The 24,035-nt window shown below is 67.7% G+C and carries 27 protein-coding genes; 14 read left to right on the top strand and 13 right to left on the bottom strand.

Going from position 1 to position 24,035, the window contains the following annotated elements; all coding sequences use genetic code 11:
* Positions 1-4 precede the first annotated feature (4 nt).
* Both ACODSL_RS15600 and ACODSL_RS15595 read left to right on the top strand, forming a co-directional pair.
* A complete protein-coding gene (locus ACODSL_RS15600) occupies positions 5-1,612 on the top strand; it encodes a DHA2 family efflux MFS transporter permease subunit (RefSeq protein ID WP_488901633.1) in 1,608 nt (535 codons plus the stop codon).
* Positions 1,612-2,217 carry a TetR/AcrR family transcriptional regulator gene (locus ACODSL_RS15595; RefSeq protein ID WP_488901632.1) on the top strand — a complete coding sequence of 202 codons (606 nt, stop codon included), beginning with the start codon at positions 1,612-1,614 and terminating at the stop codon, positions 2,215-2,217. The genes ACODSL_RS15600 and ACODSL_RS15595 overlap by 1 nt, the downstream gene beginning before the upstream one ends.
* Positions 2,218-2,364: 147 nt before the next feature.
* On the opposite strand, the gene ACODSL_RS15590 is transcribed toward ACODSL_RS15595, so the two are convergent.
* From ACODSL_RS15590 to ACODSL_RS15575, 4 genes are all read right to left on the bottom strand, one after another.
* Positions 2,365-3,183 (bottom strand): enoyl-ACP reductase FabI, encoded by an 819-nt coding sequence (locus ACODSL_RS15590; RefSeq protein WP_488901631.1) that lies wholly within the window; start codon positions 3,181-3,183, stop codon positions 2,365-2,367.
* 238 nt (positions 3,184-3,421) lie between these two features.
* Entirely contained in the window at positions 3,422-4,633 is a 1,212-nt protein-coding gene (gene fabB / locus ACODSL_RS15585; RefSeq protein WP_488901630.1) for a beta-ketoacyl-ACP synthase I, read from the bottom strand.
* A gap of 63 nt (positions 4,634-4,696) precedes the next feature.
* Positions 4,697-5,209 (bottom strand): 3-hydroxyacyl-[acyl-carrier-protein] dehydratase FabA, encoded by a 513-nt coding sequence (gene fabA / locus ACODSL_RS15580; RefSeq protein ID WP_488901714.1) that lies wholly within the window; start codon positions 5,207-5,209, stop codon positions 4,697-4,699.
* A gap of 93 nt (positions 5,210-5,302) precedes the next feature.
* Positions 5,303-5,782, bottom strand: a complete 480-nt coding sequence (locus ACODSL_RS15575; RefSeq protein WP_488901629.1) for an SH3 domain-containing protein — start codon at positions 5,780-5,782, stop codon at positions 5,303-5,305.
* Between the two features lie 142 nt (positions 5,783-5,924).
* Here ACODSL_RS15575 and ACODSL_RS15570 point away from each other — a divergent pair, with 142 nt between their 5' ends.
* The 3 genes from ACODSL_RS15570 to ACODSL_RS15560 all read left to right on the top strand — a co-directional run bounded on the left by ACODSL_RS15570 (position 5,925) and on the right by ACODSL_RS15560 (position 9,084).
* Complete coding sequence (locus ACODSL_RS15570; protein ID WP_488901628.1) at positions 5,925-6,911, top strand: 2-hydroxyacid dehydrogenase; 987 nt, start codon at positions 5,925-5,927, stop codon at positions 6,909-6,911.
* A gap of 157 nt (positions 6,912-7,068) precedes the next feature.
* Positions 7,069-7,350 carry a hypothetical protein gene (locus tag ACODSL_RS15565; protein ID WP_488901627.1) on the top strand — a complete coding sequence of 94 codons (282 nt, stop codon included), beginning with the start codon at positions 7,069-7,071 and terminating at the stop codon, positions 7,348-7,350.
* 114 nt (positions 7,351-7,464) lie between these two features.
* Entirely contained in the window at positions 7,465-9,084 is a 1,620-nt protein-coding gene (locus ACODSL_RS15560) for an alpha/beta hydrolase family protein (protein WP_488901626.1), read from the top strand.
* Here ACODSL_RS15560 and ACODSL_RS15555 read toward each other — a convergent pair.
* Together ACODSL_RS15555 and ACODSL_RS15550 are read right to left on the bottom strand one after the other, a co-directional pair.
* A complete protein-coding gene (locus ACODSL_RS15555) occupies positions 9,081-10,067 on the bottom strand; it encodes an alpha/beta fold hydrolase (protein ID WP_488901625.1) in 987 nt (328 codons plus the stop codon). The genes ACODSL_RS15560 and ACODSL_RS15555 overlap by 4 nt on opposite strands.
* A gap of 70 nt (positions 10,068-10,137) precedes the next feature.
* On the bottom strand, positions 10,138-10,875 hold the full coding sequence (locus tag ACODSL_RS15550) for a HesA/MoeB/ThiF family protein (RefSeq protein ID WP_488901624.1): 738 nt from the start codon (positions 10,873-10,875) through the stop codon (positions 10,138-10,140).
* Positions 10,876-10,979: 104 nt separating this feature from the next.
* On the opposite strand from ACODSL_RS15550, the gene ACODSL_RS15545 reads away from it, so the two are divergent.
* Complete coding sequence (locus tag ACODSL_RS15545; protein WP_488901623.1) at positions 10,980-11,861, top strand: Cif family virulence factor; 882 nt, start codon at positions 10,980-10,982, stop codon at positions 11,859-11,861.
* Between the two features lie 199 nt (positions 11,862-12,060).
* On the opposite strand, the gene ACODSL_RS15540 is transcribed toward ACODSL_RS15545, so the two are convergent.
* Positions 12,061-12,957: a methylated-DNA--[protein]-cysteine S-methyltransferase gene (locus tag ACODSL_RS15540; RefSeq protein ID WP_488901622.1), complete on the bottom strand. Its 897-nt coding sequence runs from the start codon at positions 12,955-12,957 to the stop codon at positions 12,061-12,063.
* Positions 12,958-13,085: 128 nt separating this feature from the next.
* On the opposite strand from ACODSL_RS15540, the gene nth reads away from it, so the two are divergent.
* A complete protein-coding gene (gene nth, locus ACODSL_RS15535) occupies positions 13,086-13,760 on the top strand; it encodes an endonuclease III (RefSeq protein ID WP_488901713.1) in 675 nt (224 codons plus the stop codon).
* Here the strand turns inward: nth and ACODSL_RS15530 are convergent.
* Positions 13,757-14,608 (bottom strand): ATP-grasp domain-containing protein, encoded by an 852-nt coding sequence (locus ACODSL_RS15530; RefSeq protein ID WP_488901621.1) that lies wholly within the window; start codon positions 14,606-14,608, stop codon positions 13,757-13,759. The two genes, nth and ACODSL_RS15530, sit on opposite strands and share 4 nt — an antisense overlap.
* A gap of 105 nt (positions 14,609-14,713) precedes the next feature.
* On the opposite strand from ACODSL_RS15530, the gene ACODSL_RS15525 reads away from it, so the two are divergent.
* The 6 genes from ACODSL_RS15525 to hisE are packed head-to-tail and all read left to right on the top strand — an operon-like array spanning position 14,714 to position 18,796.
* A complete protein-coding gene (locus ACODSL_RS15525) occupies positions 14,714-15,706 on the top strand; it encodes an adenosine kinase (RefSeq protein WP_488901620.1) in 993 nt (330 codons plus the stop codon).
* Positions 15,706-16,296, top strand: coding sequence for an imidazoleglycerol-phosphate dehydratase HisB (gene hisB / locus ACODSL_RS15520; protein ID WP_488901619.1), 591 nt, complete (start codon positions 15,706-15,708; stop codon positions 16,294-16,296). Before ACODSL_RS15525 ends, hisB begins: the two co-directional genes overlap by 1 nt.
* 9 nt (positions 16,297-16,305) lie before the next feature.
* On the top strand, positions 16,306-16,950 hold the full coding sequence (hisH, locus tag ACODSL_RS15515) for an imidazole glycerol phosphate synthase subunit HisH (protein ID WP_488901618.1): 645 nt from the start codon (positions 16,306-16,308) through the stop codon (positions 16,948-16,950).
* Positions 16,947-17,669: a 1-(5-phosphoribosyl)-5-[(5-phosphoribosylamino)methylideneamino]imidazole-4-carboxamide isomerase gene (gene hisA, locus ACODSL_RS15510; RefSeq protein ID WP_488901617.1), complete on the top strand. Its 723-nt coding sequence runs from the start codon at positions 16,947-16,949 to the stop codon at positions 17,667-17,669. The genes hisH and hisA overlap by 4 nt, the downstream gene beginning before the upstream one ends.
* A 15-nt stretch (positions 17,670-17,684) precedes the next feature.
* Positions 17,685-18,476: an imidazole glycerol phosphate synthase subunit HisF gene (hisF, locus tag ACODSL_RS15505; RefSeq protein ID WP_488901616.1), complete on the top strand. Its 792-nt coding sequence runs from the start codon at positions 17,685-17,687 to the stop codon at positions 18,474-18,476.
* On the top strand, positions 18,473-18,796 hold the full coding sequence (gene hisE / locus ACODSL_RS15500) for a phosphoribosyl-ATP diphosphatase (RefSeq protein WP_488901615.1): 324 nt from the start codon (positions 18,473-18,475) through the stop codon (positions 18,794-18,796). Before hisF ends, hisE begins: the two co-directional genes overlap by 4 nt.
* Positions 18,797-18,808: 12 nt before the next feature.
* Here hisE and ACODSL_RS15495 read toward each other — a convergent pair whose 3' ends face one another.
* From ACODSL_RS15495 to timA, 4 genes are all read right to left on the bottom strand, one after another.
* Entirely contained in the window at positions 18,809-20,317 is a 1,509-nt protein-coding gene (locus ACODSL_RS15495; protein ID WP_488901614.1) for an FAD-dependent oxidoreductase, read from the bottom strand.
* A 68-nt stretch (positions 20,318-20,385) separates the two neighbouring features.
* A complete protein-coding gene (locus tag ACODSL_RS15490; RefSeq protein ID WP_488901613.1) occupies positions 20,386-20,892 on the bottom strand; it encodes a Smr/MutS family protein in 507 nt (168 codons plus the stop codon).
* Positions 20,893-20,896: 4 nt separating this feature from the next.
* Complete coding sequence (mltA, locus tag ACODSL_RS15485; protein WP_488901612.1) at positions 20,897-22,021, bottom strand: murein transglycosylase A; 1,125 nt, start codon at positions 22,019-22,021, stop codon at positions 20,897-20,899.
* On the bottom strand, positions 22,021-22,638 hold the full coding sequence (gene timA / locus ACODSL_RS15480) for a TIM44-related membrane protein TimA (RefSeq protein ID WP_488901611.1): 618 nt from the start codon (positions 22,636-22,638) through the stop codon (positions 22,021-22,023). Before timA ends, mltA begins: the two co-directional genes overlap by 1 nt.
* Before the next feature lie 173 nt (positions 22,639-22,811).
* On the opposite strand from timA, the gene secB reads away from it, so the two are divergent.
* Positions 22,812-23,309, top strand: coding sequence for a protein-export chaperone SecB (gene secB, locus ACODSL_RS15475; RefSeq protein ID WP_488901610.1), 498 nt, complete (start codon positions 22,812-22,814; stop codon positions 23,307-23,309).
* 17 nt (positions 23,310-23,326) lie between these two features.
* Here secB and dnaQ read toward each other — a convergent pair whose 3' ends face one another.
* Positions 23,327-24,028 carry a DNA polymerase III subunit epsilon gene (dnaQ, locus tag ACODSL_RS15470; RefSeq protein ID WP_488901609.1) on the bottom strand — a complete coding sequence of 234 codons (702 nt, stop codon included), beginning with the start codon at positions 24,026-24,028 and terminating at the stop codon, positions 23,327-23,329.
* Positions 24,029-24,035: the final 7 nt, after the last annotated feature.

The raw sequence follows: 24,035 nt of genomic DNA, 5'->3' as shown, positions 1-24,035 counted from the left end.
CGCCATGACCACCGCGACCCTCACCGGTCCGGCCTCCCCGCCCGCCGAGGCCGCAGCGCCCACGGTCAACTGGATGATGCTGTTCCTCGGCTTCGGCGGAATGGCGATCGGCCAGTTCATGGCCATTCTCGACATCCAGATCGTCGCCGCGTCCCTGCCGCAGATCCAGGCCGGCATCGAGGCCAGCGCCGATCAGGTCAGCTGGATCCAGACCGCCTACCTGATCCCTGAAGTGGTCATGATTCCGCTGTCAGCCTATCTGGCGCGGCTCTGGGGCACCCAGAGGGTGTTCATGGTCAGCTGCGGCGGCTTCCTGCTGATGAGCGTTCTGGCCGGCCTGTCGACCAACATCGACATGATGATCGCCTGCCGGGCCCTGCAGGGGTTCATCGGCGGCGCCATGGTGCCGACGGTTTTCGCCACGGCCTTCAGCGCCTTCCCGCCCGAGCGGCGGGTCACCGCCAACGTCGTCACCGGCATGATCGTCACCCTGGCCCCGACCGTGGGGCCGACGCTCGGCGGGCACCTGACCGACTGGCTGAACTGGCGCTGGCTGTTCTTCATCAACGTCGGCCCGGGCCTGCTCAGCCTGTTCCTCGTCGGACGCTACGGCAATTTCGACAAGGGCGACCGCCGGCTGGCGCAGAACTTCGACTGGTTCGGCCTCGGCATGATGGCCGTCTTCCTGATGAGCATGCAGTACGTCGTCGAGGAGGGGGCCAAGGACAACTGGTTCCAGGACGACACCATCCTGTGGCTGGCGGTGCTGGCGACGGTGACCGGCGTGATCTTCGTCTGGCGGCAGCTGACCTACTTCCAGCCGATCATCCAGCTGAAGGCGCTGGCCGACCGGAACTTCAGCCTCGGCCTGGTGATGGGCGCGACCTCCGGCCTTGCCCTGTATGGCGGCACCTTCCTGCTCCCCCTCTATCTGGGCCGGGTGCGCGGCTTCTCGGCCTCCGAGGTCGGCACCACCATGCTGGTCTCGGGCATCGCGATGTTTATCACCGGGCCGCTGGCCGGCCGGTGGGTCCGGCAGGTTGATCCGCGCATTCCGATCTTCATCGGTTACGGCATGGTCGCCTGGGGCATGTGGCTGGGCCACGACCTGAACGGCGAATGGGGCTTCGCCGAGTTCGCCGCCGTCCAGGCGTTTCGCGGCGTGGGCGTCATGGTGGCGATGATCGCCTCGACCCAGATGACCATGAGCACCCTGCCCCTGCACCTGATCAAGGACGCCTCCGGCCTGCTCAACCTGTCCCGCAATACCGCCGGCGCCATCGGCATGGCGGTCATCGCCAGCAATCTGACCACCCAGAGCGCGGTGCATATGAACGACATGGTCTCGCGCATGGACCGGTCGAGCGTCGAGGGCCAGGCGATGCTGGCGGGCCTGACCGCGCGCTTCCAGCAGTTGGGCGTCACCGACCCGCAGGGCGCTGCCTACAAGGCGATGCACTTCATGATCGGGCAGAAGGCCCAGATCCTGGCCTTCGGCGACGCCTTCGCCTTCATGGCGGTGTGCGCGATCCTCGCCGCCTTCCTTGCTTTGCTGGCGAAGCCCGGCAAGACGGCGCCGGGCGGGCGGTCGATGACGGAGCCCGCGCACTGATGCCCCGGATCATCGGCCAGATTGACGCCGCCAAGAGCGAGGCGATCCTGGACGCCGCCTCGGAAGTCCTGGGCGAGCGCGGCCTCTCCGCTCCGATGGAGGAAATCGCCCGCCGGGCCAGGGTCTCCAAACAGACGGTCTACAACCACTACGGCTCGAAGGCTGAACTGGTGCGGGCGCTCGTCGAGCGCCGAGTGGCGACGATCACCGCGCCGTTGCGCGAACCCGGCGCCGAAGAGCGACCTGAAGAGACACTGAGGGCCTACGCCAGGACGCTGCTGGCCGTGGTCAACCGCAAGAACTATGCGCTGATGCGCGTCACCATCCAGAGCGCCGGGGCGATGCCCGATCTCGCACGTGAGGTGTTCGAATCCGGCCCCCGACACTCACGCGCCCAGCTGGCGGAGTATCTCGAGCTTGAAACCAGCGCCGGCCGCATGACTGTCAAAAACCCCCTGCAGGCCGCGGAGTTTTTCGGCGGCATGGTGCTGGGACACCGGCAGACCAAGGCGCTCCTGAACCTCGGGCCGGACTTGACCGAGGACGAGATCGACGCGTCCGCCAGCGAGGCGGCCCGCGTCTTCATGAGGGCGTACGGCGCCTAGAAGGTCGGCGTGTAGTCGCTGCCCGCGTCGACGGTGAAGTTGTTGTCCAGACCTTCGCCCATCTGGATGCCGAAGGTCGGGTCGGCCTTGAAGATGAAGGTGAAGGACGGCTGCGCCAGCGAGCCCAGCGCCTCAACCTTGGGGCTATCAGCCTTCGGCAGGCTCCCCGTCCGGCAGACCGATCATGTGGAACCCGGCGTCGACGTGAACCACTTCGCCGGTGGTCGAGCGGCCGAGGTCCGACAGCAGCCACAGCGCCGCCCCGGCGACCCCCTCCATCGAGGTGTCTTCCTTCAGGGCGCTGAAGGCCCGGCCCTGGCTGATCATGCCGCGGCCGCCGGAAATGCCGGCCAGCGACAGGGTGCGCATGGCCCCGGCCGAGATGGCGTTGGCCCGGATGCCCTTGGGGCCGAGGTCGCGGGCGATGTAGCGGGTGGCCGCCTCGAGCGCCGCCTTGGCCACGCCCATGGTGTTGTAGTTCGGGATGACCCGCTCGGCGCCCAGGTAGGTCATGGTGACCATCGATCCGCCGTTGGGCATCAGTTCGGCCGCGCGTCGGGCGCAGTCGACGAAGCTGAAGGCCGAGATGTTCATCGCCCGCAGGAAGCCCTCGCGGGTGGTGTTCTCGACGAACGAGCCCTTCAGCTCATCCTTGTTGGCGAAGGCGATCGAGTGAAGGAAGGCGTCGAGCGTGCCCATTTCCTTTGCGACCTGGGCGAACGCGGCGTCCATCGAGGCGTCGTCGGTCACTTCCATCGGCACGAAGGTTTTCACGCCGATGCTCTCGCCCAGCGGTTTCACCCGCCGTTCCATGTCCGGCATGTAGGCGAAGGCCAGCTCCGCGCCTTGGGCGGCCAGCTGCGAAGCGATGCCCCAGGCGATCGAATTGTGGTTCGCCACCCCGGTGATCAGGGCCTTCTTGCCCTTCATCAGCTCGCCCTTGGGGAAAGTGTAGTCGTCGGCCATCTGGCATCTCCGTCCTGGTCGGTCGTGCGCGCGCCGCGTCTCTGACCGGCTTGTCGGGCGCCTTTCTGGACGGACACGCGTTTCGGGGCAAGCGTCCAGCCCCCGTCACCCTCGCGCTTGTCGCGAGGGCCCATGCGTGATGGGCCAACGGAAAAGGGCGCGGATTGCTCCGCGCGCCTCGACGTTCTTCGGTGTTCATGGGTCCTCGCGACAAGCGCGAGGATGACGGGGAAAAGCGTCAGACCCGCGCCATCACCAGGCAGCCGTTGGTGCCGCCGAAGCCGAAGCTGTTGGACATCACGGTCTCGACCTGACGGTCCGCACGCTTCAGCAGGATCGGCATGTCCTCGAAGGCCGGATCGAGGGTCTCGATGTTGGCGCTCTCGGCGAGGAAGCCGTTGTTCAGCATCAGCAGGCTGTAGATCGCTTCCTGCGCGCCGGCGGCGCCCAGCGAGTGACCCGTCAGCGACTTGGTCGAGGAGATGGCCGGGGCGTTCTTGCCGAACACCTGGCGGACCGCCTCCATCTCCTTGAGGTCGCCGACCGGGGTCGAGGTGCCGTGCGGGTTGAGATAGTCGATCGTCCGGCCGCCTGCGCCGGCCATGGCCAGGTTCATGCAGCGGATCGCGCCCTCGCCGGACGGAGCGACCATGTCGAAGCCGTCCGAATTGGCCGCGTAGCCGACGATTTCGCCGTAGATCTTCGCGCCTCGGGCTTTCGCCCGCTCATACTCTTCCAGCACCACGATGCCCGCGCCGCCGGCGATGACGAAGCCGTCGCGGTTCAGGTCGTAGGCCCGGCTGGCCACGGCCGGCCGGTCGTTGAAGTTGCTGCTCATCGCGCCCATGGCGTCGAACATGTTGGACAGCGACCAGTCGAGCTCTTCCGTGCCGCCGGCGAAGACCACGTCCTGTTTGCCCATCAGGATCTGCTCGTAGGCCGAGCCGATGCAGTGGGTCGAGGTGGCGCAAGCGGAGCTGATCGAGAAGTTGAGGCCGCGAATCTTGAACCAGGTGGCCAGGGTCGCCGAGGCGCCCGAGCTCATCGCCTTGGGCACCGCGAACGGGCCGATACGCTTGGGACCCTTTTCGCGGGTGGTTTCGGCGGCGGCGATGATGGCCCGGGTGGACGGGCCGCCGGAGCCGACGATCAGGCCGGTATGGTCATTGGAGACCTCGCTCTCCTCGAGCCCGGAGTCGGCGATCGCCTGCTCCATGGCCACGTGCGCCCAGCCTGTGCCCTCGGCGAGGAAGCGGGCGGCGCGACGATCGACCAGCGACTCCCAGTCACAGTCAGGCGCGGCCTCGACCTGCGACCGGAATCCCAGGTCGGCATAGGACTGGGCGAATTTCACGCCCGATTTCGCTTCCCTGAGGGAGGCGACGACCTCGTTGGTGTTGGCCCCGATCGAGGACACGATCCCGATGCCTGTAACGACGACGCGACGCATAGCTGTTCCTTCCTTCCCCCGTCCGCGCCTCCTGGCGCGAACCGTCACCCGATCAATGGCCGGTCAGGCCATCGTGCTCGGGTCAAACAGGCCAACCCTGAGGTCTTTCGCCTCATAGATAAGCTTGCCGTCGGCTTCGAGCACCCCGTCGCCTATGCCCATAACGAGTTTCCGGTTGATCACCCGCTTGAGTTCGATGCGGTAGACGACCTTTTTCACCGAGGGCGTCACCTGGCCCGTGAACTTCACTTCGCCGACGCCCAGGGCCCGGCCGCGGCCGGGGCCACCGATCCAGCCGAGATAGAAGCCGACCAGCTGCCACATGGCGTCGAGGCCGAGGCAACCGGGCATGACCGGGTCATTGTTGAAGTGGCAGGCGAAGAACCACAGGTCCGGATTGATATCGAGCTCGGCCTCGACGTAGCCCTTGCCGTGCGCGCCGCCGTCGGCATTGATCTGTGTGATGCGATCGAACATCAGCATAGGCGGCATCGGCAGCTGGGCGTTGCCGGGACCGAAGGTTTCGTCGCGACCGCAGGCGATCAGATCATCGTAGCTGTAGCTGGACTGGGCCATGGGGGCCGGGGTCGTCGAGGTCATGCGTCACCGAAGCTTCGCCGCGTTCACGCGGCCTGACTGGCGCGGGGTTACCACGCGGGGGCAGGCGCCTCAATCTTCGCGCGGACGACAGGGTGTCGGCGCGCCGGCGCCCCAGACCTCGGACGCGGGCGTCCAGCCGGTCTCGCCGCCCGCCCTGATCTTGCGCCAGCCGCCTTCGCTCTTTTCGAGCGAGGCCACGGCGTTGGGGGACAGCCAGGCCACGACCCGGGCGCCCTGTTTCGGCGCGGACAGCATCGCGACCGGGCCCGGCTTGACCCGCATCACCGTCAGCCGCCCGTCAATGCCGCGCTTGTGCGCCCAGGCCACCGCCCCGTCAGGACCCCGCACGCGACGCCATTCGCTGGTCTCCGCGACCACCTCCAGCGGCATGCCCTTGGAGCGCCAGACCCACAGAATGCGATGATCCTCGCCCGGACCCTTGCGGGCGTAAACCTCGCCGAACTTGAGTGACACGAAGCGCGGCACCGGCAGGGTCGAGGGCGTGTCGCAGGCCTCTTGGCCGCGCGGGCCGCAGCCTGAAAGCGCCACGGCGAGCCCCAGGGCCGCCAAGTTTGTCGGCAAAGCGCCAAACCGGGCCCTAAAGGGCCGCTGCCCGCCTTGGCCCTGCGCCGGGCCTTTGCTAAGGGTGCGATGACCCCCCGAGGGGCCAACGCCGTTATCGAAAGCGTCCATGGCCGCCAAGAAGCCTAAAGTCGTCGTCACGCGCAAGCTGCCCGATCCCGTGGAAACCCGGATGCGGGAGCTGTTCGACACCGAACTCAACGTCGACGACCGGCCGATGACGCCGGACGAGCTGGTCGACGCGATGAATCGCGCCGATGTGCTGGTCCCGACCATCACCGACCGTCTTGACTCGCGCCTGCTGTCGCGGGCCGGCGAGCGGCTGAAGCTGATCGCCAACTTCGGGGCCGGGGTCGACAACATCGACGTGACCACCGCCAACCAGCGCGGCGTGATCGTGACCAACACGCCCGGCGTCCTGACCGAGGACACCGCCGACCTGACCATGAGCCTGATCATGGCCTCGACCCGCCGCATCGTCGAAGGCGCGGCGGTTGTCCAGGCGGGCGGATTCCAGGGCTGGTCGCCGACCTGGATGCTCGGCCGCCGCCTGTGGGGCAAGCGCCTCGGCATCATCGGCATGGGCCGCATCGGCCAGGCCCTGGCCCGGCGCGGCAAGGCCTTCGGCCTGTCGATCCACTATCACAACCGCAAGCCGGTCAGCCCGCGCGTCGCCGAGGAGCTGGAAGCGACCTACTGGGAGAGCCTGGACCAGATGCTGGCGCGGATGGACATCGTCTCCATCAACTGTCCGCACACCCCGGCCACCTATCACCTGCTGTCGGCTCGCCGGCTGAAGCTGCTGCAGCCGACCGCCGTGGTGGTCAACACCGCCCGCGGCGAGGTCATCGACGAAGGGGCCCTGGCCAACATGCTGGCCCGCGGCGAGATCGCCGGCGCCGGCCTGGACGTCTACGAGCACGAGCCCGCGATCAATCCCAAGCTGCTCAAGCTGCCGAACGTGGTGCTGCTGCCGCACATGGGCTCGGCCACGGTCGAGGGTCGCATCGACATGGGCGAGAAGGTCATCGTCAACATCAAGACCTTCATGGACGGCCACCGGCCGCCCGACCGCGTCATCCCGGCGATGCTCTGACACCGCGCGCTTGACGGGAATTCGAATCCATCCGACGCTTGGGTTGGCTGGGCGTTCGGGGGTGCGCGTCCTGTCTGTTCGATCTCCGATATTCCGCGATCGTCTGGTCCGCCCCTGAGTGAGTCCGGTCCTCCGGCGCAATCGTCGGAGTAAAACCGTGAAGCTTTCCCGCCGCACCCTGCTCGCTTCGGGCCTCCTCACACCGCTGCTGTCGGGCATCGGGACCGCACGCGCCGACGAACCCTCGCCGGCGCCGTCTGGCCCGCCCAGTCTCGATGAGCTCCTGCGCAAGCCCGAACTCAACGATGTCGCACTGTCGCCGGACGGCTCCCTGCTGGCCGTCCTTCGCCAGCAGACCCGGGACGGGAAGCGCAAGGCGTTCTTTGAGTTGCGGAAAACGGCTGACCTAGAGGCCAGGCCGTCCACGGTGCCGCTTTGAGATTTCGACGTCGACAGCCTCGTATGGGCCAGCAATGAACGCCTGCTGATCAATGTCAGCTTCGACAAGGACGCCAGCGGCAAGAAGACGGGCGTTTGGTACGGGGACACCTTCGTGCCCATCCCCGTTCGTCGGGTGGTCTCAGCCAGTCTCGATGGCCGGAGCGCGGCGCTGCTGTTCAACAACCATCAGAACCGGTTGAACAATTTCTTCGACCTGTCCGAAATCGTCGACATGCTGCCGGGGGACAAGACCCGTATCCTGATGCAGTCCTACGACTCGGAGCGGCGGGTCATCGCGCTCTATCATGTCGACATCCTGACGGGCGCGGCGACGCTGTTCGAGCGCGGCATGCTCAACACCTTCGCCTGGGCGGTGAAGGACGGCGTGCCGGTGCTTCGCTACGACATCAGCCCCCGGCGAAGCATTCTCAGCGTCTACAGCCGGCCGGTCGGCGAGACCGAGTGGACCAAGATCCGCGACATTCACAAGGAAGAAGGCGAGAAGCTGGGCGAACTGGGCGTCGTCTCGGCCACGACCGACCCCGGCAAGCTGCTCGCGATCCACCGCGAGGACGGCGAGGAAACCACCAGCCTGCGGCACCTGGACATCAAGACCCTGACGTTCGGCGCCCCGTTGATGGCCAGTCCCGACCATGACGTCGACGGGGCGATTGTCGACTACGACAACAATCTCGTTGCGGCCTGTTTCACCCGCGATCTGTTCACCTACGACTGGGTGGACAAGGCGATGGACGATCGGTTTGACGCCTTGGGCGCGGCGCTGGGCACGCCCCGCAATGTCTATCCCTATGACGTGAGCAGCGACCTCAAGCAGATGGTCCTGAAGACGACGGCGCCGACCGATCCGGGGGCGTTTCACTACTACGACTTCGACAGGAAGGCGCTGAAGAGGATCGGCGACCAGCGGCCCTGGCTCACGTCCGATCGGCTGGCGCCCGTGTCCGTGCTGAACGTCAGGAGCAGGGATGGCGTCGATCTCCCGGCCTATCTGACCACGCCGCTGGCGGCTGGTCCCAGGCCCCTGGTGGTCATGCCCCACGGCGGGCCGGAGCTGCGGGACAGCCTTGACTGGGACTTCTTCGCCCAGGCGCTGGCGGCCCACGGCTGGCTGGTGCTGCAGCCGAATTTCCGCGGCTCGGGCGGCTACGGGCGGTCGTTCGTGGCCGCCGGCGAGGGCCATTGGGGGGACCGGATGCAGGACGACATCGACGACTGCGTGCAGCACGTTCTGGACTCGGGCCGTGTCGACAAGGGCCGGGTCGCGATCTTTGGCGGCAGCTATGGCGGCTACGCGTCCCTGATGGGGGCTGTTCGCAAGCCGGACCTGTACCGCTGCGCGGTGTCCATCGCCGGCATCAGCGATCTCGAGGCTTTTCTGGCCTACTACCGCGAGGATGGCGACGACTCCCCCAGCTACAAGGTCTGGCGGACGCGGATCGGCGACCCCAGGACCCAGCGCGCAGCGATCCGGGCGGCGTCACCGGTCAATCGGGTTGCAGAGATCAGGAGTCCCGTCCTGCTCATTCATGGTCTGGAAGACGGGATTGTCGAGCCGCGCCAGTCGAAGCTGATGGCCAACGCCTTGCGCAAGGCGGACAAGACCGTCGAACACATCGAGCTCAAGGGCGTCAATCACCGCAGCTGGGATGATGACACCTACCGGACGATCATGAGCAAGAGCATCGCCTTTATCGCCAAGTCCTTCGCCTAGCGCGTCGGCGGCCAGACCTTCGCCTTGAGCCAGCCGTCGAGATCGGCGGCCGATCTGTCGGCGATCTGTTCCATCGGGACGTGGCCGACCTTTGGGTAGACAATCACGGTCGAGCCCGGGATGGCGTCGCCGAACAGGGCGGCGTGGCTGACCGGGATGAGCTTGTCGGTATCGCCGTGCATGACCAGGGTCGGGACGGCGATCTTCGACAGCTTTTCCTTCGTCGCCGCGTCGGCGGGATCGAAGCCGCCCATCATGCCGAGGATGATGTCGCGATGGCCGGGCGCGCGGGCCATGTCGACGTAGCGTGAGACCATCGCCTCATCGACCATCTCCGGCGTCGGGGCGAAGGCGTCTTTCAGGCCGGCGCGGGTCATGGCGCTGACGTCGAGATCCCGGATCAGGGCCCGGCCGACCGGATTGGCCAGAACCTTGAAAATGAACGGTCCCTCGCGTCCGTCCGCCCGTTGCTGTGGCCAGCCGGCGGCATCGACCAGCACCAGGCCGTCCAGCCGGTCGGGATGACGCAGCGCGTAGTTCCAGGCCACCCCACCGCCCATGGAGTTTCCGGCGAGCACGAATTTCCGGGCGCCCAGCCTGGTGGTCACCTGATCCACCACGTCGACAAAGTCGCTGCGCTTCAGGGTGTAGCCCTTGGGGGCGCTGGTCAGGCCAAAGCCCGGCAGATCCAGGGTGATGATGCGGTACCGCGACCCCAGCCGCTGGACCCAGGGCTCCCAGGTCTGCAGCGACGCGCCGAAGCCGTGCACCAGCACCAGGGTCGGACCGTCGCGCCGGCCCTGGTCGCGATAGTGGACCTTCAGCCCGCCGGGCAGATCCATGTAGCGCGAGGCGGAACTGGCGTATTTCGCCTGCAGGGTCGGCCAGGGAATGTCGGGTCGACGCAGGGCCAGCCAGCCGGCGGTCAGCAGCACGGCGACGACCGCCACGATCCCGATCAGGATCTTGCCCAGAGATTTCATGACGCGTCCCCGTCCCCGACCCGGCTCTGACGTCCGGCCGTGCGATTGACGCCTGCTCACGATGACTTCGTCAAGCGCCGCAAACGGGACAGAGAGGGTCGGCGCCGATGCGGACAGTGCGGGTCTCGCCGGCCAGACCGTCGTAGAACAGCAGCCGGCCGCTGAGGGGATCGCCGGCGCCGGCGATGACCTTGATCGCTTCCAGAGCCATCATCGACCCGATCACCCCGCCCAGGGCCCCGACCACGCCGACGGCCGAACAGGTCTCCGCGTCCGGCGGCACGTCGGGCACCAGACAGCGATAGCAGGGCTTGCCGGCGAAGACCCCGACCTGTCCGGTCCAGCGGGCGATCGCCCCGCTCACCAGAGTCACCCCGGCAAGAACACAGGCGTCGGACACGGCGAAACGGGTGCTGAAATCATCGGTGCCGTCGAGAACCAGATCATGGCCGGCGATCAGGGTTTCGGCGTTGCCGGTCGTCAGGGCGGTGGTGTGCGTCTCGATGACAATGTCGGGATTCAGTTCGGCCAGTCGCCGGGCCGTGACCTCGGTCTTGTCGCGGCCGACATCCGAAGTTGCGTAAAGCACCTGCCGCTGCAGGTTGGACAGGGCCACCGTGTCAGGATCGACGATGGTGATCCGCCCTACCCCCGCAGCCGCCAGATAGAGGGAGGCCGGCGCGCCGAGACCGCCCGCGCCAACCATCAAAACCCTTGCCGCCTTGAGCTTCTGCTGCCCCGGACCGCCGACTTCCCGCAGCACCAGATGGCGGGCGTAGCGTTCGACTTCGGCCGACGAAAAGCTCATGGCGGGGGTCCGGTGCGGGTGTCGGGGAAAGTCTTACCGCGATTTCATGGCGCGCGGACCAGCGACGGGCGTAGCCTTCGCCGACGAAATCCGGGGAAACCGACATGCGCCTGATCCTGGCCCTCGCCGCCGCCGCGATCGCCCTGCCCGCTAAAGCCGCCATCGCGCCGATCACGCCCGCCCCGGTAGTCGCGGCCGAACGCGCCTTTGCCGCCGATGGCTACCGGCTCGGGGTCAAAAAGAGCTTCCTCGGACACATGGCGCCGGACGCGATCGTGATGACGCCGGCGCCGGTCAACGCCAAGGAGACCTTCCTGGCCTCGCCGGACGACGGGGCGGACGACCCCAAGCTGGAATGGTGGCCGACCTGGGCAGGCATATCCGCTTCCGGCGACCTGGGTTTCACCACCGGCCCCTACAGCGTCGGCGGCAAGCGGCGCGGCCACTATTTCACCGTCTGGAAGAAACAGGCCGACGGTCAGTGGAAATGGGTTTTCGACGGCGGCGTCGGCAGCGATCCGTCCGCCTCGCCGGGTCCTGATTCGACACCCGGATACCTGGCCGTTTCAACCGTTCGCGGCCAGTATCCCGAAGGGGCGCTGGCCAGCGTCAGGGCGGCGGAGGCGGCGCTGGCCGCGACGGCGACTGTCGACAGCAAGGCGGCCTATCTCAAGGTGCTGGCCTGTGACGGGCGGATCCAGTCGTCCTCCATGGCGCCGGCCACCGGTTGCGCGACGTTCGGGCCGGAACTGGACTGGCGGGCGAAACAGATCGCCTTTGCGCCGCTGGGCGGCGGCGTTTCGACGGCCGGGGACCTGGCCTGGACCTACGGAACCGCCGGCTGGAGCAGGGACGGGGCGACGGTGAAGGCCCACTACGTCCGGGTCTGGCAGCACCGCAAGGAAGGCTGGCGGATCGTGTTTGACGAGCTGCTGATCCCGAGGGCGCCGCCGCCGGCGGCGGCGAGCGCGCCCGCGACGAACTAGGATTCTTGAACCGCAGGCAAACCCTGCCCTGATGTCTTGACGGCCAGTGTTGCTCCGGCGATGGCCCTGCTCAAGGACCGCTCCGCGGCCGCGCAGCGGCGGGTCCGAAGGACCCGTCCTTGACCAGGTCCGTCGTCCGGAGCCCATCATTCCATCAAGGCCAAAGGGCAGATGTCATCAACGCGGGGGTGATCAGTCCTCACCCCGCCGCCGCGACGGCCTCCATCCCGAGCATCGCGGCCTTGCGACCGAGACCCCAGTGATAGCCCGTCAGTCGGCCGTCACGGGCGATGACCCGATGGCAGGGGATCAACAGGCTCACCGGGTTGGCGCCGATCGCCGCGCCGGTGGCCTGAAACGCCTTCGGCTTGCCGGCCCAGCGGGCGACGTCGCCATAGGTGGCCGTCGCCCCGGCCGGAATGCGCAACAGGGCCTTCCAGACCTGAACGTGAAACGGCGAGCCGATCAGCACGATCGGGATAGGGCCGTCGCCTTCGCCGAAGGCCTTCACGGCCATGTCGCGGGCGGTCTCGTCGTCGCGCACCCAGTCCGCGGCCGGGAATCGCCGATACATGTCGGCGAAAGCGGCCTCCTCGCCGGCCTCGTCGACAAACCCCAAGCCGGCAAGGCCGCGCGGAGCGACGGCGAACAGGCCGGTTCCGAACGGCGTCGGCGCGAGGCCCCAGCGCAGGGTCAGGCCTTCGCCGCGCCGGCGCGCTTCGCCCGGCGTAACAGCTTCCTGGGCGACAAACAGGTCATGCAAGCGCGAGGGGCCGGACAGGCCTGTGTCGAGGGCCGCGTCGAGCACGCTGGCGCCTTCCTCCAGCAGGGCCCGGGCCTCGGCGTGGGCGATCGAGGCGACAAAAGCCTTGGGGCTGACGCCGGCCCAGCGGGTGAACACGCGCTGGAAGTGGAACGGTGACAGGCCGACTGCGTCGGCGGCCTCGTCCAGCGACGGGTGCTCCCGCCAGTTGTCGGCCAGCCAGCCGAGGGCGCGGGCCATGCGATCGTAGTCGCGGGCGCGCTCTTCGAGGTTGATGATGACGCCGGAAGCCGGCGCCGGGGCGGAGCGGGTGGGGGTCATGTCGTAAGCCATGGACCGAAGCTAGGCGGGTCGAAACGCGAAATCCGCCCGGTTCTTGCGACGTGGAAAACAATTTCGCCGCCAGCATACCGCGCCCGGCCGCCTTGGCGAACCGGGCGGTGCAGGCCATCCTCGCGACGATGAAGAAGCCCGCGCCGAAGAAACGTCTGTCGCCGAAGGAGAAGGCCCGGGTCCAGGCGCTGTTCGACCGCTTCCAGACCCTGTCTGACGATCCGCGTACCGAACTGGCCTTCCAGGACCCCTTCACCCTGGTCGTGGCCGTCGCCCTGTCGGCCCAGGCGACCGACGTCCAGGTCAACAAGGCCACGGCGAAACTGTTTCCTGTCGCCAGCACGCCGGAGGCCATGCTGGCGCTCGGCGAGGCGGGACTGATCCCCTATGTCAATTCCATCGGCCTGTTCCGCAACAAGGCGAAGAACGTCATTGCCCTGTCGCGGATCGTGATGGAGCAGCACGGCGGCAAGACGCCGCTGAACCGCGCCGATCTGGAAGCCCTGCCCGGGGTCGGCCGCAAGACCGCCAGCGTGGTGCTCAATGAACTGGGCATCGAGCCGGCCATCGCTGTGGACACCCATGTGTTCCGCGTCTCGCACCGCCTGAAACTGTCGGACGGAAAAACGCCGGACAAGGTCGAGGCCGACCTGATGGCCATCGTGCCGGAGGCCTGTCTGACCCGCGCCCACCACTGGCTGATCCTCCACGGGCGCTACACCTGTCTCGCCCGCAAGCCGAAGTGCGAGGGTTGCCAGGTGGCGGACCTTTGTCCGAGCCGGGAGCTGTTCGTCGGGGGCTAGATGAGCGCCCTGACCACCGCCGCCGCGAACACCGCACCCGCCTCCGGCGCGTGCTCCAGGAACAGATCCGGCTCGATCGCCTCCAGCTCCATCACCCGCAGCGTCCCGTCCGGATGGCGGATCAGGTCGACGCGGCAGTAGGTCATGCGGCCCGGCGTTGCGGCAATAACGGTCTGGGCGATGTCGAGGGCGCCTGGCGGGGGCGTGATCGGTCCGATGGTCGAGCCGAACTGCGGCTGGACCCGGAAGTCACCCTGTTTCGCCACCTTGCCGACAGCGTGACTGAAGACGCCGTCGAAATGCAGCAGGGAGATCTCGCCCTCACCGGACACGGACGGCAGGAAGGGCTGGATCATCGCCGCGCTGCTCGGGCCACCGACGAGGGCCTCGCCGGGCTCCAGTCTCACGGTCTCATGCGAGCCGCCGGAAACCTGAGGTTTCACGACCAGGGTCCCGCCGCCCAACTCGGCGCGGGCCGCCGCAACGACGGCGTCGTCGACGCAATCGGCAAACACTGTCGGTACAACCGGCACGCCGGCGGCCTCCAGATCGGCGAGGTAGGTCTTGGTCGTGTTCCAGCGCAGGACGCCGGCGGGATTGATCGCGGTCACGCCCCTGGTCTCGATATCGTCCAGCATGGCCAACCAGTCGGCGGCGTCCTGGTGATAACCCCAGGCCAGCAGCGGCAGGACAGCGTCGGCCTCCACCTCCGCTGCCTTCGGCCATTCCGTCGATACGACCTCCAGACCCGCGCCGGACAGGGCGGTCGTCAACCGGTCGAAAGCCGGGCCCCAGACGCGCACATAGGGGTTGTGGGCGGCGGGCGTGAGCAGGGCGATGCGGGCCATGATCCCCGCCTACTCGACACGGGCGGGAGCGACAAGGCCGCGTTGCCCATCCGGTCCCTCTCCTGTAACCAGCCCGGACATCCCACGGACGCAAGAACCTCCGCCATGTCTGAGCTGTACGACGTCGCCGCAATCGGCAACGCTATCGTCGATGTGATCGCCCCCTGCGACGACGCCTTTCTGACGGCCCAGGGCCTGGTGAAGAACTCGATGCAGCTGATCGACGAGGGTCAGGCCGAGGAACTCTACGGCCACATGGCGCCGGGCATTGAAGCCTCCGGCGGCTCTGCCGGAAACACGGTCGCCGGAATCGCCAGCTTTGGCGGCAAGGCGGCCTTTCTCGGCAAGGTCGCCAATGACCAGCTGGGCGAGGTCTACGAGCACGACATGCACGCCATCGGCGTCGCGTTCGACTCCCGGCCCCTGATCGGCGGACCGCGCACGGCGCGAAGCCTGATCAATGTGACGCCGGAGGGCCACCGCACCATGTGCACCTTCCTCGGCGCTTCCACCGAACTGGGGCCCGACGACGTCGATCCGGCGATGATCGAAGCCAGCAAGATCATCTTCCTGGAGGGATATCTGTTCGACCCGCCCGAAGCGCGCCGCGCGTTCGCCAAGGCCGCTGGTTTTTCGCGGGCCGCCGGACGGCTCATGGCCATCACCCTGTCCGACGCCTTTGTTGTCGAGCGCCACCGCGACCTGCTTCTGGGTTTCATCGAGACCGAGTGCGACATCGTCCTGGCCAACGAGGCCGAAGTTAAATCGATGTTCCAGACCGACGATTTCGAGGCGGCCGCCCAGGCCCTCGCAGGCCGGGTCGGGATCTGCGCCATCACCCGGGGCGAGGCCGGCTCGGTGGTGTATGCGGGCGGGGCAGCGCATGTCATTCCTGTCTACCCTGTGGAAAAAGTCGTGGACACGACCGGCGCGGGCGACCAATACGCGGCGGGGTTTTTGCTGGGTGTGGCCCGCGGGCGGTCGATGGACGTCTGCGGCCGCCTCGGCGCTCTGGCAGCGGCCGAGGTGATCGGCCACTACGGCCCCAGACCCCAGGTCTCGCTCGAGGCCCTGGCGAAGGCGGAAGGACTGTTCTGATGGCCCGCACGGCCGAAGTGGTTCGCGAGACGAAGGAGACGCAGATCCGCGTCCGCATCGATCTCGACGGAACCGGGGAAGCGAAGGTTTCCACCGGCATCGGCTTCTTTGACCACATGCTGGACAGCTTCGCGCGCCACGGCGGGTTCGATCTGGAAGTCCAGACCACCGGCGACCTGCACATCGACATGCACCACACGGTCGAGGACACCGGCATCGTGCTCGGCCAGGCGGTCAACAGGGCGCTGGACGGCTTCAAGGGCATCCGCCGCTTCGGCTCGGCCTATATCCCGATGGACGAGACCCTGACCCGTTGCGCGCTGGATCTTTCCAATCGCGCCTATCTGATCTGGAAGGTGGCGTTCAAGACGCCGCTGGTGGGGTCGATGGACACCGAGCTGTTCAAGGAATTCCACCACGCGTTCGCGATGAACGCCGGCGCCTGCGTGCATCTGGAAACCCTCTACGGCGACAATAGCCACCATATCGCCGAGAGCGGCTTCAAGGCCCTCGCCCGCGCGCTGCGAACAGCGGTCGAGCTGGATCCAAAGACCCATGGACGTGCACCGTCCACCAAGGGCTCGCTCTAGGAAATCTCCATGCAGAGCGTCGCCCTGATCGACTACGGGTCGGGCAATCTTCGCTCGGCGGAAAAAGCGCTTCGCCGCGCGGCGGAGACGCACGACCTAGCCGTCGAGATCGTCGTGACCGCTGATCCCGTCGTCGTGGCGAGGGCGGACCGGCTGGTGCTGCCGGGCGTAGGCGCCTTTGCGGCCTGCATGGGCGCGCTGACCGCGCTCGACGGCATGGTCGAGGCCATGGGCGAGGCTGCCCTGACCCGCGCCGCGCCGTTCCTTGGCATCTGTGTCGGCATGCAGCTCCTGGCGGACAGGGGGCTGGAGTTTGGCGAGACGCGAGGTCTGGGCTGGATCGGCGGCGACGTCGCCCGACTGCATCCGGCCGATCCGGCCGCCAAGATCCCGCACATGGGCTGGAACGCCCTTGAGGCGGTCGCCGATCATCCGCTGTTCAAGGGCCTCGGCGACGGTGCGCATATGTATTTCACGCACAGTTTCGCCTTCACGCCGTCCGATCCGTCACAGGTGATCGCCAGTGTGGATCACGGCGGCCGCTTCGCCGCGGCGGTCGCGCGGAACAACATCATGGGGGTGCAGTTTCACCCCGAGAAATCCCAGTCCCAGGGCCTGAGGCTGCTGGCGAACTTCCTGGAGACGCCCGCGTGATCCTCTATCCGGCCATCGATCTGAAGGACGGACGCTGTGTGCGTCTGCTGCACGGGGACCTGAACAAGGAAACCGTGTTCAGCAAATCGCCGGCCGACCAGGCCGCCCTGTTCCAGAAGCAGGGCTTTTCCTGGCTGCATGTGGTCGACCTGAACGGCGCGGTCGAGGGCCGTCCGGTCAACGGCGAGGCCGTGGCCAGCATCCTTGGCGCGGTGTCGATCCCGGTTCAGCTGGGCGGCGGTGTAAGGACACTGGCCTCGATCGAGGGCTGGATCGAAGGCGGAGTCAGCCGGGTGATCCTCGGCACGGTCGCGGTCAAGGATCCGGCCCTGGTCAAGGCCGCCGCGAAGGCCTGGCCGGAGCAGATCGCCGTGGCCATCGACGCCCGTGACGGGATGGTCGCCACCGAAGGCTGGATCGGCGGTTCGGATCTCGGTGTCATCGAACTTGCCAAACGGTTCGAGGACGCGGGGGTCGCCGCCCTGATCGTCACCGACATCGGCCGCGACGGCGCCATGACCGGCGTCAATATCGACCAGGTGGGCGAAGTGGCCGACGCCGTGGCCATTCCGGTGATCGCCTCGGGCGGCATCGCCTCGGTACGCGACATCGAACTGCTCAAGGCCCGCAAGGGCGTGGCCATCGCCGGCGCGGTGCTCGGCCGGTCCCTCTACGAGGGCGCGGTCGACCCGCAACAGGCCCTGAAGATCGCCGGCTGATGCTCAAGGTCCCCAATGCTCAAGGTTAGGGTCATTCCCTGTCTCGACGTCAAGGACGGCCGCGTGGTGAAGGGCGTCAACTTCGTCGCCCTGCGCGACGCCGGCGACCCGGTGGAGCAGGCGGCCGCCTATGACGCGGCCGGCGCGGACGAACTGATGTTCCTCGACATCACCGCCAGCCATGAAGGTCGAGGTGCGATCCTCGACGTCATCGCCCGCACGGCGGACGTCTGTTTCATGCCCGTCTCCGTCGGCGGCGGGGTGCGCACGGTGGAGGACGCGCGGCGACTGCTGCGCGCGGGGGCCGACAAGGTCTCGATCAACACCGCCGCCGTCGAGGACCCGGATCTGGTCGCACGTATGGCCGACGCCTTCGGCTCGCAGTGCGTGGTGGTGGCGGTCGACGCCAAGGGGCGTGGCCCCTTTGGTCAGGAAGGGGGAGGCTGGAACATCTTCACCTACGGCGGCCGCAACGATACGGGCATCGACGCGGTCGAATACGCCGCCCGGGCGGTCGAGAAGGGCGCGGGCGAGATCCTGCTGACCTCGATGGACCGCGACGGCGCCAAGACCGGCTACGATCTGTCGATGCTGCGGGCCATCACCGGCGCGGTCAGCGTCCCGGTCATCGCCAGCGGCGGCGCGGGCAACACCGGCCACCTGATCGACGCGGTGAAGCTGGGCGGCGCCGACGCGGTTCTGGCCGCCTCGATCTTCCACTTCGGTGAAGTGTCCATTCCCGAAGCCAAACGCGCCATGGCCGCCGCCGGCATCCCGATGCGCGGCATTCCGGAGGACGCTGCATGAGCCGCCTGTCCGAGGTCATCGCCCGGCTGGAAGCCGTGATCGACAGCCGCAAGGGCGGCGATCCGGCCAAATCCTGGACCGCCAGACTGCTGGCCGATCCGGTTCTGGCCGGGAAGAAGCTGATCGAGGAAGCCGGCGAGGCCGTCGAGGCGGCGGAGTCCGGCGACCGTGATCACCTGGCCGCCGAAGCCGCCGACGTGGTCTATCACCTGCTGGCCCTGCTGGCCGCGGCCGGCGCGACGACGGACGACGTCGCGGCGAAGCTGGAAGCCCGCGAGGGAACCTCCGGCATCGCCGAGAAGGCCTCGCGCGAAAAATAGGTCCGGTCGTGATCAGGCCGCGATGAGGCCCAGTCGTTCCGCGTCCGCCGTGGCCGGCAGATCAAGCGCGGCGAACATCTCGTTCCGATCAGGACCCAGTTTCGGCGGATAGTACTTCCGCTTCAGGGCGCGGGGCTTGATCCAGGTCCCCAGAACCGAGCCCAGCGTCGCCGGGCGTTTCAGCCAGGCGTTGGACGCTTCCAGCATATGGAACCCGCGCATGAAGGCCCGCAGCAGGGCCGGGTCGGAGCGGATCGCGGGCGCGATCGCGTCCTCCGCGAAGCTCTTCATCAGTTTCGCCTTCAGCCGCGGGCGATAGGCGGGATCGAGCGTGTTGCGGGCCCTTCGGATCGCCTGACGATCCAGATCGCGCATCGCCCGGAAGAAGGGGCGCAAGCCGTCGTCGACCGCCGCCTGGTAGGCGAGGGCCCGGGCTGTCGGATCAGTCGATGACGCCAGCGCGTCGGCGATCATGTAGGCCTCGATGGCCGCGAAGGAGCAGCCCCGGCCGTAGAGCGGATTGGTGCGGGCCAGACCATCGCCGGCGAAGAACAGGTTGAGCGCGATAGGCTTGCCGTCCTTGACCGTGGTGCGCCACCGGCTCTTCAGATCGCCCATGCCGTAGACCTTGCTGACCGGCTCGGACCGATCCGGCGCGATCCATGGCGCGACGCCCGGCAGCAGCTGGCAGATCTGATCAAAGATCTCCGGGCGCATGACCGCCAGACGCAGCGTTTCCTCGATCTCGGGCACCGACAGCGTGATCGAGAAGCAGCCGTTGTCAGCCGGGAAGACCCCGTACTTGAGGAAGCCCATGTCGCCGGCGCCGGGAACCGGGCCCCGCTCCGGCGGGGTCTGGCCGGGCAACAGCCGCCAGTGGCGGGTGTAGTAGAGGATGCCGGCATCCTCGCTTTCCTCGTCCCAGGTCACGCCCTGTTCGGCCAGCCAGTCGAAGCCCTGGGCCGTGCGGCCGGCGGCGTCGACGACGATGTCCGCGCGCTCCTCGCGTTCGGTCTCGCCCTCCTTGAGCGTCACGCCCTCGCAAACGAACCGCCCCTCGGCGTCAACCGCGCCCAGCAGGCCTGTGACATTGACGTTGCTGTGAATGGCGACGCCCGGCATCCGCTCGACATAGCGGCGAATGACCAGCTCCAGCGTCGTGCGCCGGCTGGTGATGACCGTGAGGATCTCGTCGCCGGGCTCGGGGCGATAGCGGTCCTTGCTCGAGGCCGGGAGGCCGTCGGCGAACTTCATCTCCTGGCAGCCGGCGTCGCGCAGTTCGTCAAGCAAGGCCGGGTGGTGGTCCTGGACCAGATTGCGCAGGCGGGCGAGGAAGGCGTGGCTGTGCCGCAGGTGGCCGACACCGCGCCGGTTCCAGTCGCTGAAGGCCTCGTCCGCGCCGCCGGTCGGGGTCGGGGGATCGCGCTCAAGCACATCCACCCGGCGGCCGGTCCCGCCGAGGGCAAGGGCGGTGAACAGACCGGCCATGCCGGCGCCAATCACCAGAACGCGTTCAGTCATCGGGTCGTCCTCAAGGTCTCGCGGCGACTATGCCAAGGCCGGACAGGGCAAACCAGTATGACGCGAGGTCAGGTCTTCGACCGACGTTTCAGCGCGACATAGAGCGCGCCCTCGCCGCCATGACGACGGTGCGCCTGCGAAACGCCGGCGACGATGGCGCGCAGCGGCGGCGCGGCGAGCCATTCAGGGGTGAAGCGGCGCAGGACCCCATCCCCCTGGGTCCCCTTGCCGGTGATCACCAGAACCTCGCGGCAGCCGTCTTCCCAGACACGGAGCAGATAGGACTCGAGCGCCGCGCGGGCGCCGTCGTGAGTCATGCCATGCAGGTCAATGCGGGCTTCCAGCGGTTCATGGCCGCGAATGATGCGCTTGTGTCGACCGGGTTCGATGGCCTCGGGCGGACGGACAGGCTTCGCTCTGGCCACGACCGGCGCCTTGGGCAGAGGCAGCATGGCCGGCGCGGACTCGACGGGCGGGACCCTGGTCTTGGGTGTCGCGCGGCCGGGCAGGGGGCGGACGGTGGCGGTCACATGACCCCAAAGGTGCGCCTCCTCCGCCCTGAGCTTGCGAGACATGATGTCAGGAGCCTTCGGACGGGATCGGTACGAGGCGATACAGTCTCAGTTCGTGACGCACCCTGCCGGCCTCGGCGCCCGCGGCGTCACCCCGGCCAATGTAGAGGTCGGCGCGAACCTCGCCCTTGATCGCCCCGCCCGTGTCGAGGCCCATGACCAGTCGCCGGTATGTGGGGAAGGCGCCGCTGAGAACCGGCGCCCTGGCGTCGATCCAGAACAGTTCGCCCATGTCATGCCGGCTGGCGTCGACCGCGATCGCGCGGCCGGCGGGCAAGGACACGCCGGCCGCGCCGGCTGGATCCCGGTCATCGTCGTCCTCGAGACGGAAGAAGACATACCGGGGATTGAGCCGCATGATTTCGTCAGCCTCATCGCCCCTGTGCGCGGACAGCCAGCCGCGAATGGAGTCGCCGGACGTGTCGGCGTCCTTAAGCAGCCCCCGCTCGCGCATCGGGCGGGCAATCCCGGCGAAAGGCCAGCCGTTGTGCGCAGCAAAGGCGGCGCGCTTGCGCGACCCGTCCGGAAAGGTCAGCACGCCCGACCCCTGGATCTGCAGGAAGAACAGATCTTCGGGCCGCATCCAGGCCAGTACAGCGCCGAGGCCTTCGGTCTCGATGGCCGTTCGGTCCGGATAGGGTTGAAGGCCGTCCTCGATCCGCTGGCTGATGTTGGCCGCCGAGACGATGACCAGATCGTCGGGTCGGGCGCGGACCGGCGCCGAAAAAACCTCGTCCGGTTCCGGCCTCGCTTCATAGACCGGCGAAAAATAGGCCGTGAGCAGGCCTGGATCACCGAGACTCTCGGGGCGGAAGTTCGTTTCGAAGAACCGCCTGGCGATCGTTTCATCGACAGGATTGAGCGCGCGGGCGCGGCGACAGGTCCCGGCCGCTGCGGGCGACTTGGCCACGCCGCAGGTAGCCCGGTAGGCGCGCAGGGCGGCGAGATGGTCTTCCGTGTCCCATCCAGCCAGGGCCGTGAATGCGGCTGGCGGGACGTAGGGCGGCGGGGGGGGCGAGGGCGGCTGGGTGACCGGCGGCGGCGGCGGCGAGACCAGCGGCCCGGTCGCGTTCGGTGTCGCGCAAGCCGTCAGGGCGAGCGCGAGAAGGACACCGGTCAGTCGAAGTCGCATTACGCCTCCGCGGCGTCCACGTGAACAAGCGTCCAGTTGGGGTCGCGGCTATTAAGATTGCGTTCGAATGTCCACAGTTCAGCCGTCCGGCGATCATCGACCGCCTCGCCTTCGGGACCCTTGGTGCGGGACCTGAACTCCGCGAGGAACCGGACGACGGCGCGGGCGGTGGCGCCATCGAGATCGATCCGGTCGAGGTCCGCGCGCGGCGGCTGAAGGAATTCGACCCTCTCGGTCCGGCCTTCCGCCTCGCGCGTGGCGATCGCGGCTTCGAAACTTTCGGCCACGCCGGGCGACAGCAGGTTCCGGAGCGTCGCATGATCGCCGGCCGCGAAGGCGATGACGATCATCTCGTAGGCATGCTTCGCGCCGGCCAGGAACGATGGCGCGTCAAACGATGGATCGCGCGCCTTGACGGCGGCCAGGCCGGACAGGTCCGCGCCAACCATACCGGGGCCATCGGTCGTCGGCCCGGAATCCGGGTCAGCGTCGGCGACAGACCCATTCGCCGTAAGGTCTTCCGGCTGGCGGCCAATGCGACGACCGAGCACCGCGTAGAGCTGATACAGCACCACGGCGGCGAAAACGGCGAAGATTACGAGTTCAAGATATCTCACTGGGGAACCGGCGGTGCTGAGGTCATGACGGGCAATATAGGCGAGGCTGACGCCCGCGTAAGGGGCGCGCCGTTGCGCGGGCTGGGGCTGCGTGATAGCAGCGCGCCTTCATCATGTCCCGCCCGCCAACAATGGGCGCCCGTCCGATTGACGTCCAGGAACACGATCTCCTCATGAGCGACACGTCCACGACTCCCGCCGACAACGGCGGCGACATCAGCCAGCCCGGCTTCCGCATCCTCGCCCAGTTCGTCCGCGACCTCTCGTTCGAGAACCCGCTGGCGCCGGATTCGCTCCGCGCTGATGCGCAGGGTCTCCAGCCGCAGATCGATATCGGCGTGGAAATGAACGCCCGTGGTCGCCAGGACGGCCTGTTCGAGGTCGATCTGAAGCTTTCGGCGCAGGCCAAGCGTGGCGAGAACGTCGCTTTCCACGTCGAGCTGCTCTACGGCGGCCTGTTCCAGATCACCGGCGTCGCCGAAAGCGAAGTCGAAGCGGTGCTCATGATCGAGTGCCCGCGCTATCTGTTCCCCTATGCCCGCCGAATGATCGCGGACGTGACGGGTGAAGGCGGCTTCCCGCCCTTCCAGCTGGATCCGATCGACTTCGCCGGCATCTACGCCGCGCGCAGGGCCAACGGCGAGACGAGCGGCTTCGTCGGCAACGCCTGACACAGGTCCCGGCCCGGCTACAGGCCGAATGCCAGCCAGACTGCCTTGTCCTTGAGGGTCCCGCGCACAAAAGCTTCGTGCGCGGCCCGCTCCGCGTCCGTTGAACGGGGCGCCAGCGGCCTGGGTCGCGCGCCATAGGCGACGGCGATCAGCGAGGGGCCGACATTGTTGGCGGCCGGAGCGGCCATCAGGTCCAGCCCGCGCTCCTTGCCGCCCTGCAGCTCGAGATACACCGCCGCCAGCAGCTCGGCGTCGATCAGGGCGCCGTGCTTGTCGCGGGCGGCCAGCGAGATCTTCATCCGCTTACAGAGCGCGTCCAGGGAGTTGTACATCCCGGGAAATTTCTTCTTGGCCAGCACCAGGGTGTCGATCCACTGGTCCTCGCGCGTCGGCGCGAGCCCGCAGCGCGTCAGCTCGGCATTGACGAAGCCCCGGTCGAACGGCGCGTTGTGCGCCACGATCGGGTCATCGCCGACGAATTCCAGAAACCGGTCGACGATCTCCGGAAACCGCGGCTTGCCGTGCAGGGACGCCAGGCTGATGCCGTGCACGCGCTCGGCATCGGGGTCGATCTCGCGGTCAGGATGGACGTATTCGTGGAAGGACTTGCCGGTCGGCATGTAGTCCACGACCTCGACGCAGGCGATTTCGATCAGCCGGTGACCCGTCCGGGGATCGAGGCCCGTGGTCTCGGTGTCGAGGACAATGTGGCGCGCCATGGCCTCT

The organism is Caulobacter sp. FG121 (genome assembly GCF_057809815.1).
The sequence above is the reverse complement of the archived record's forward strand: the minus strand, read 5'-3'. Positions and strand labels throughout refer to the sequence as shown.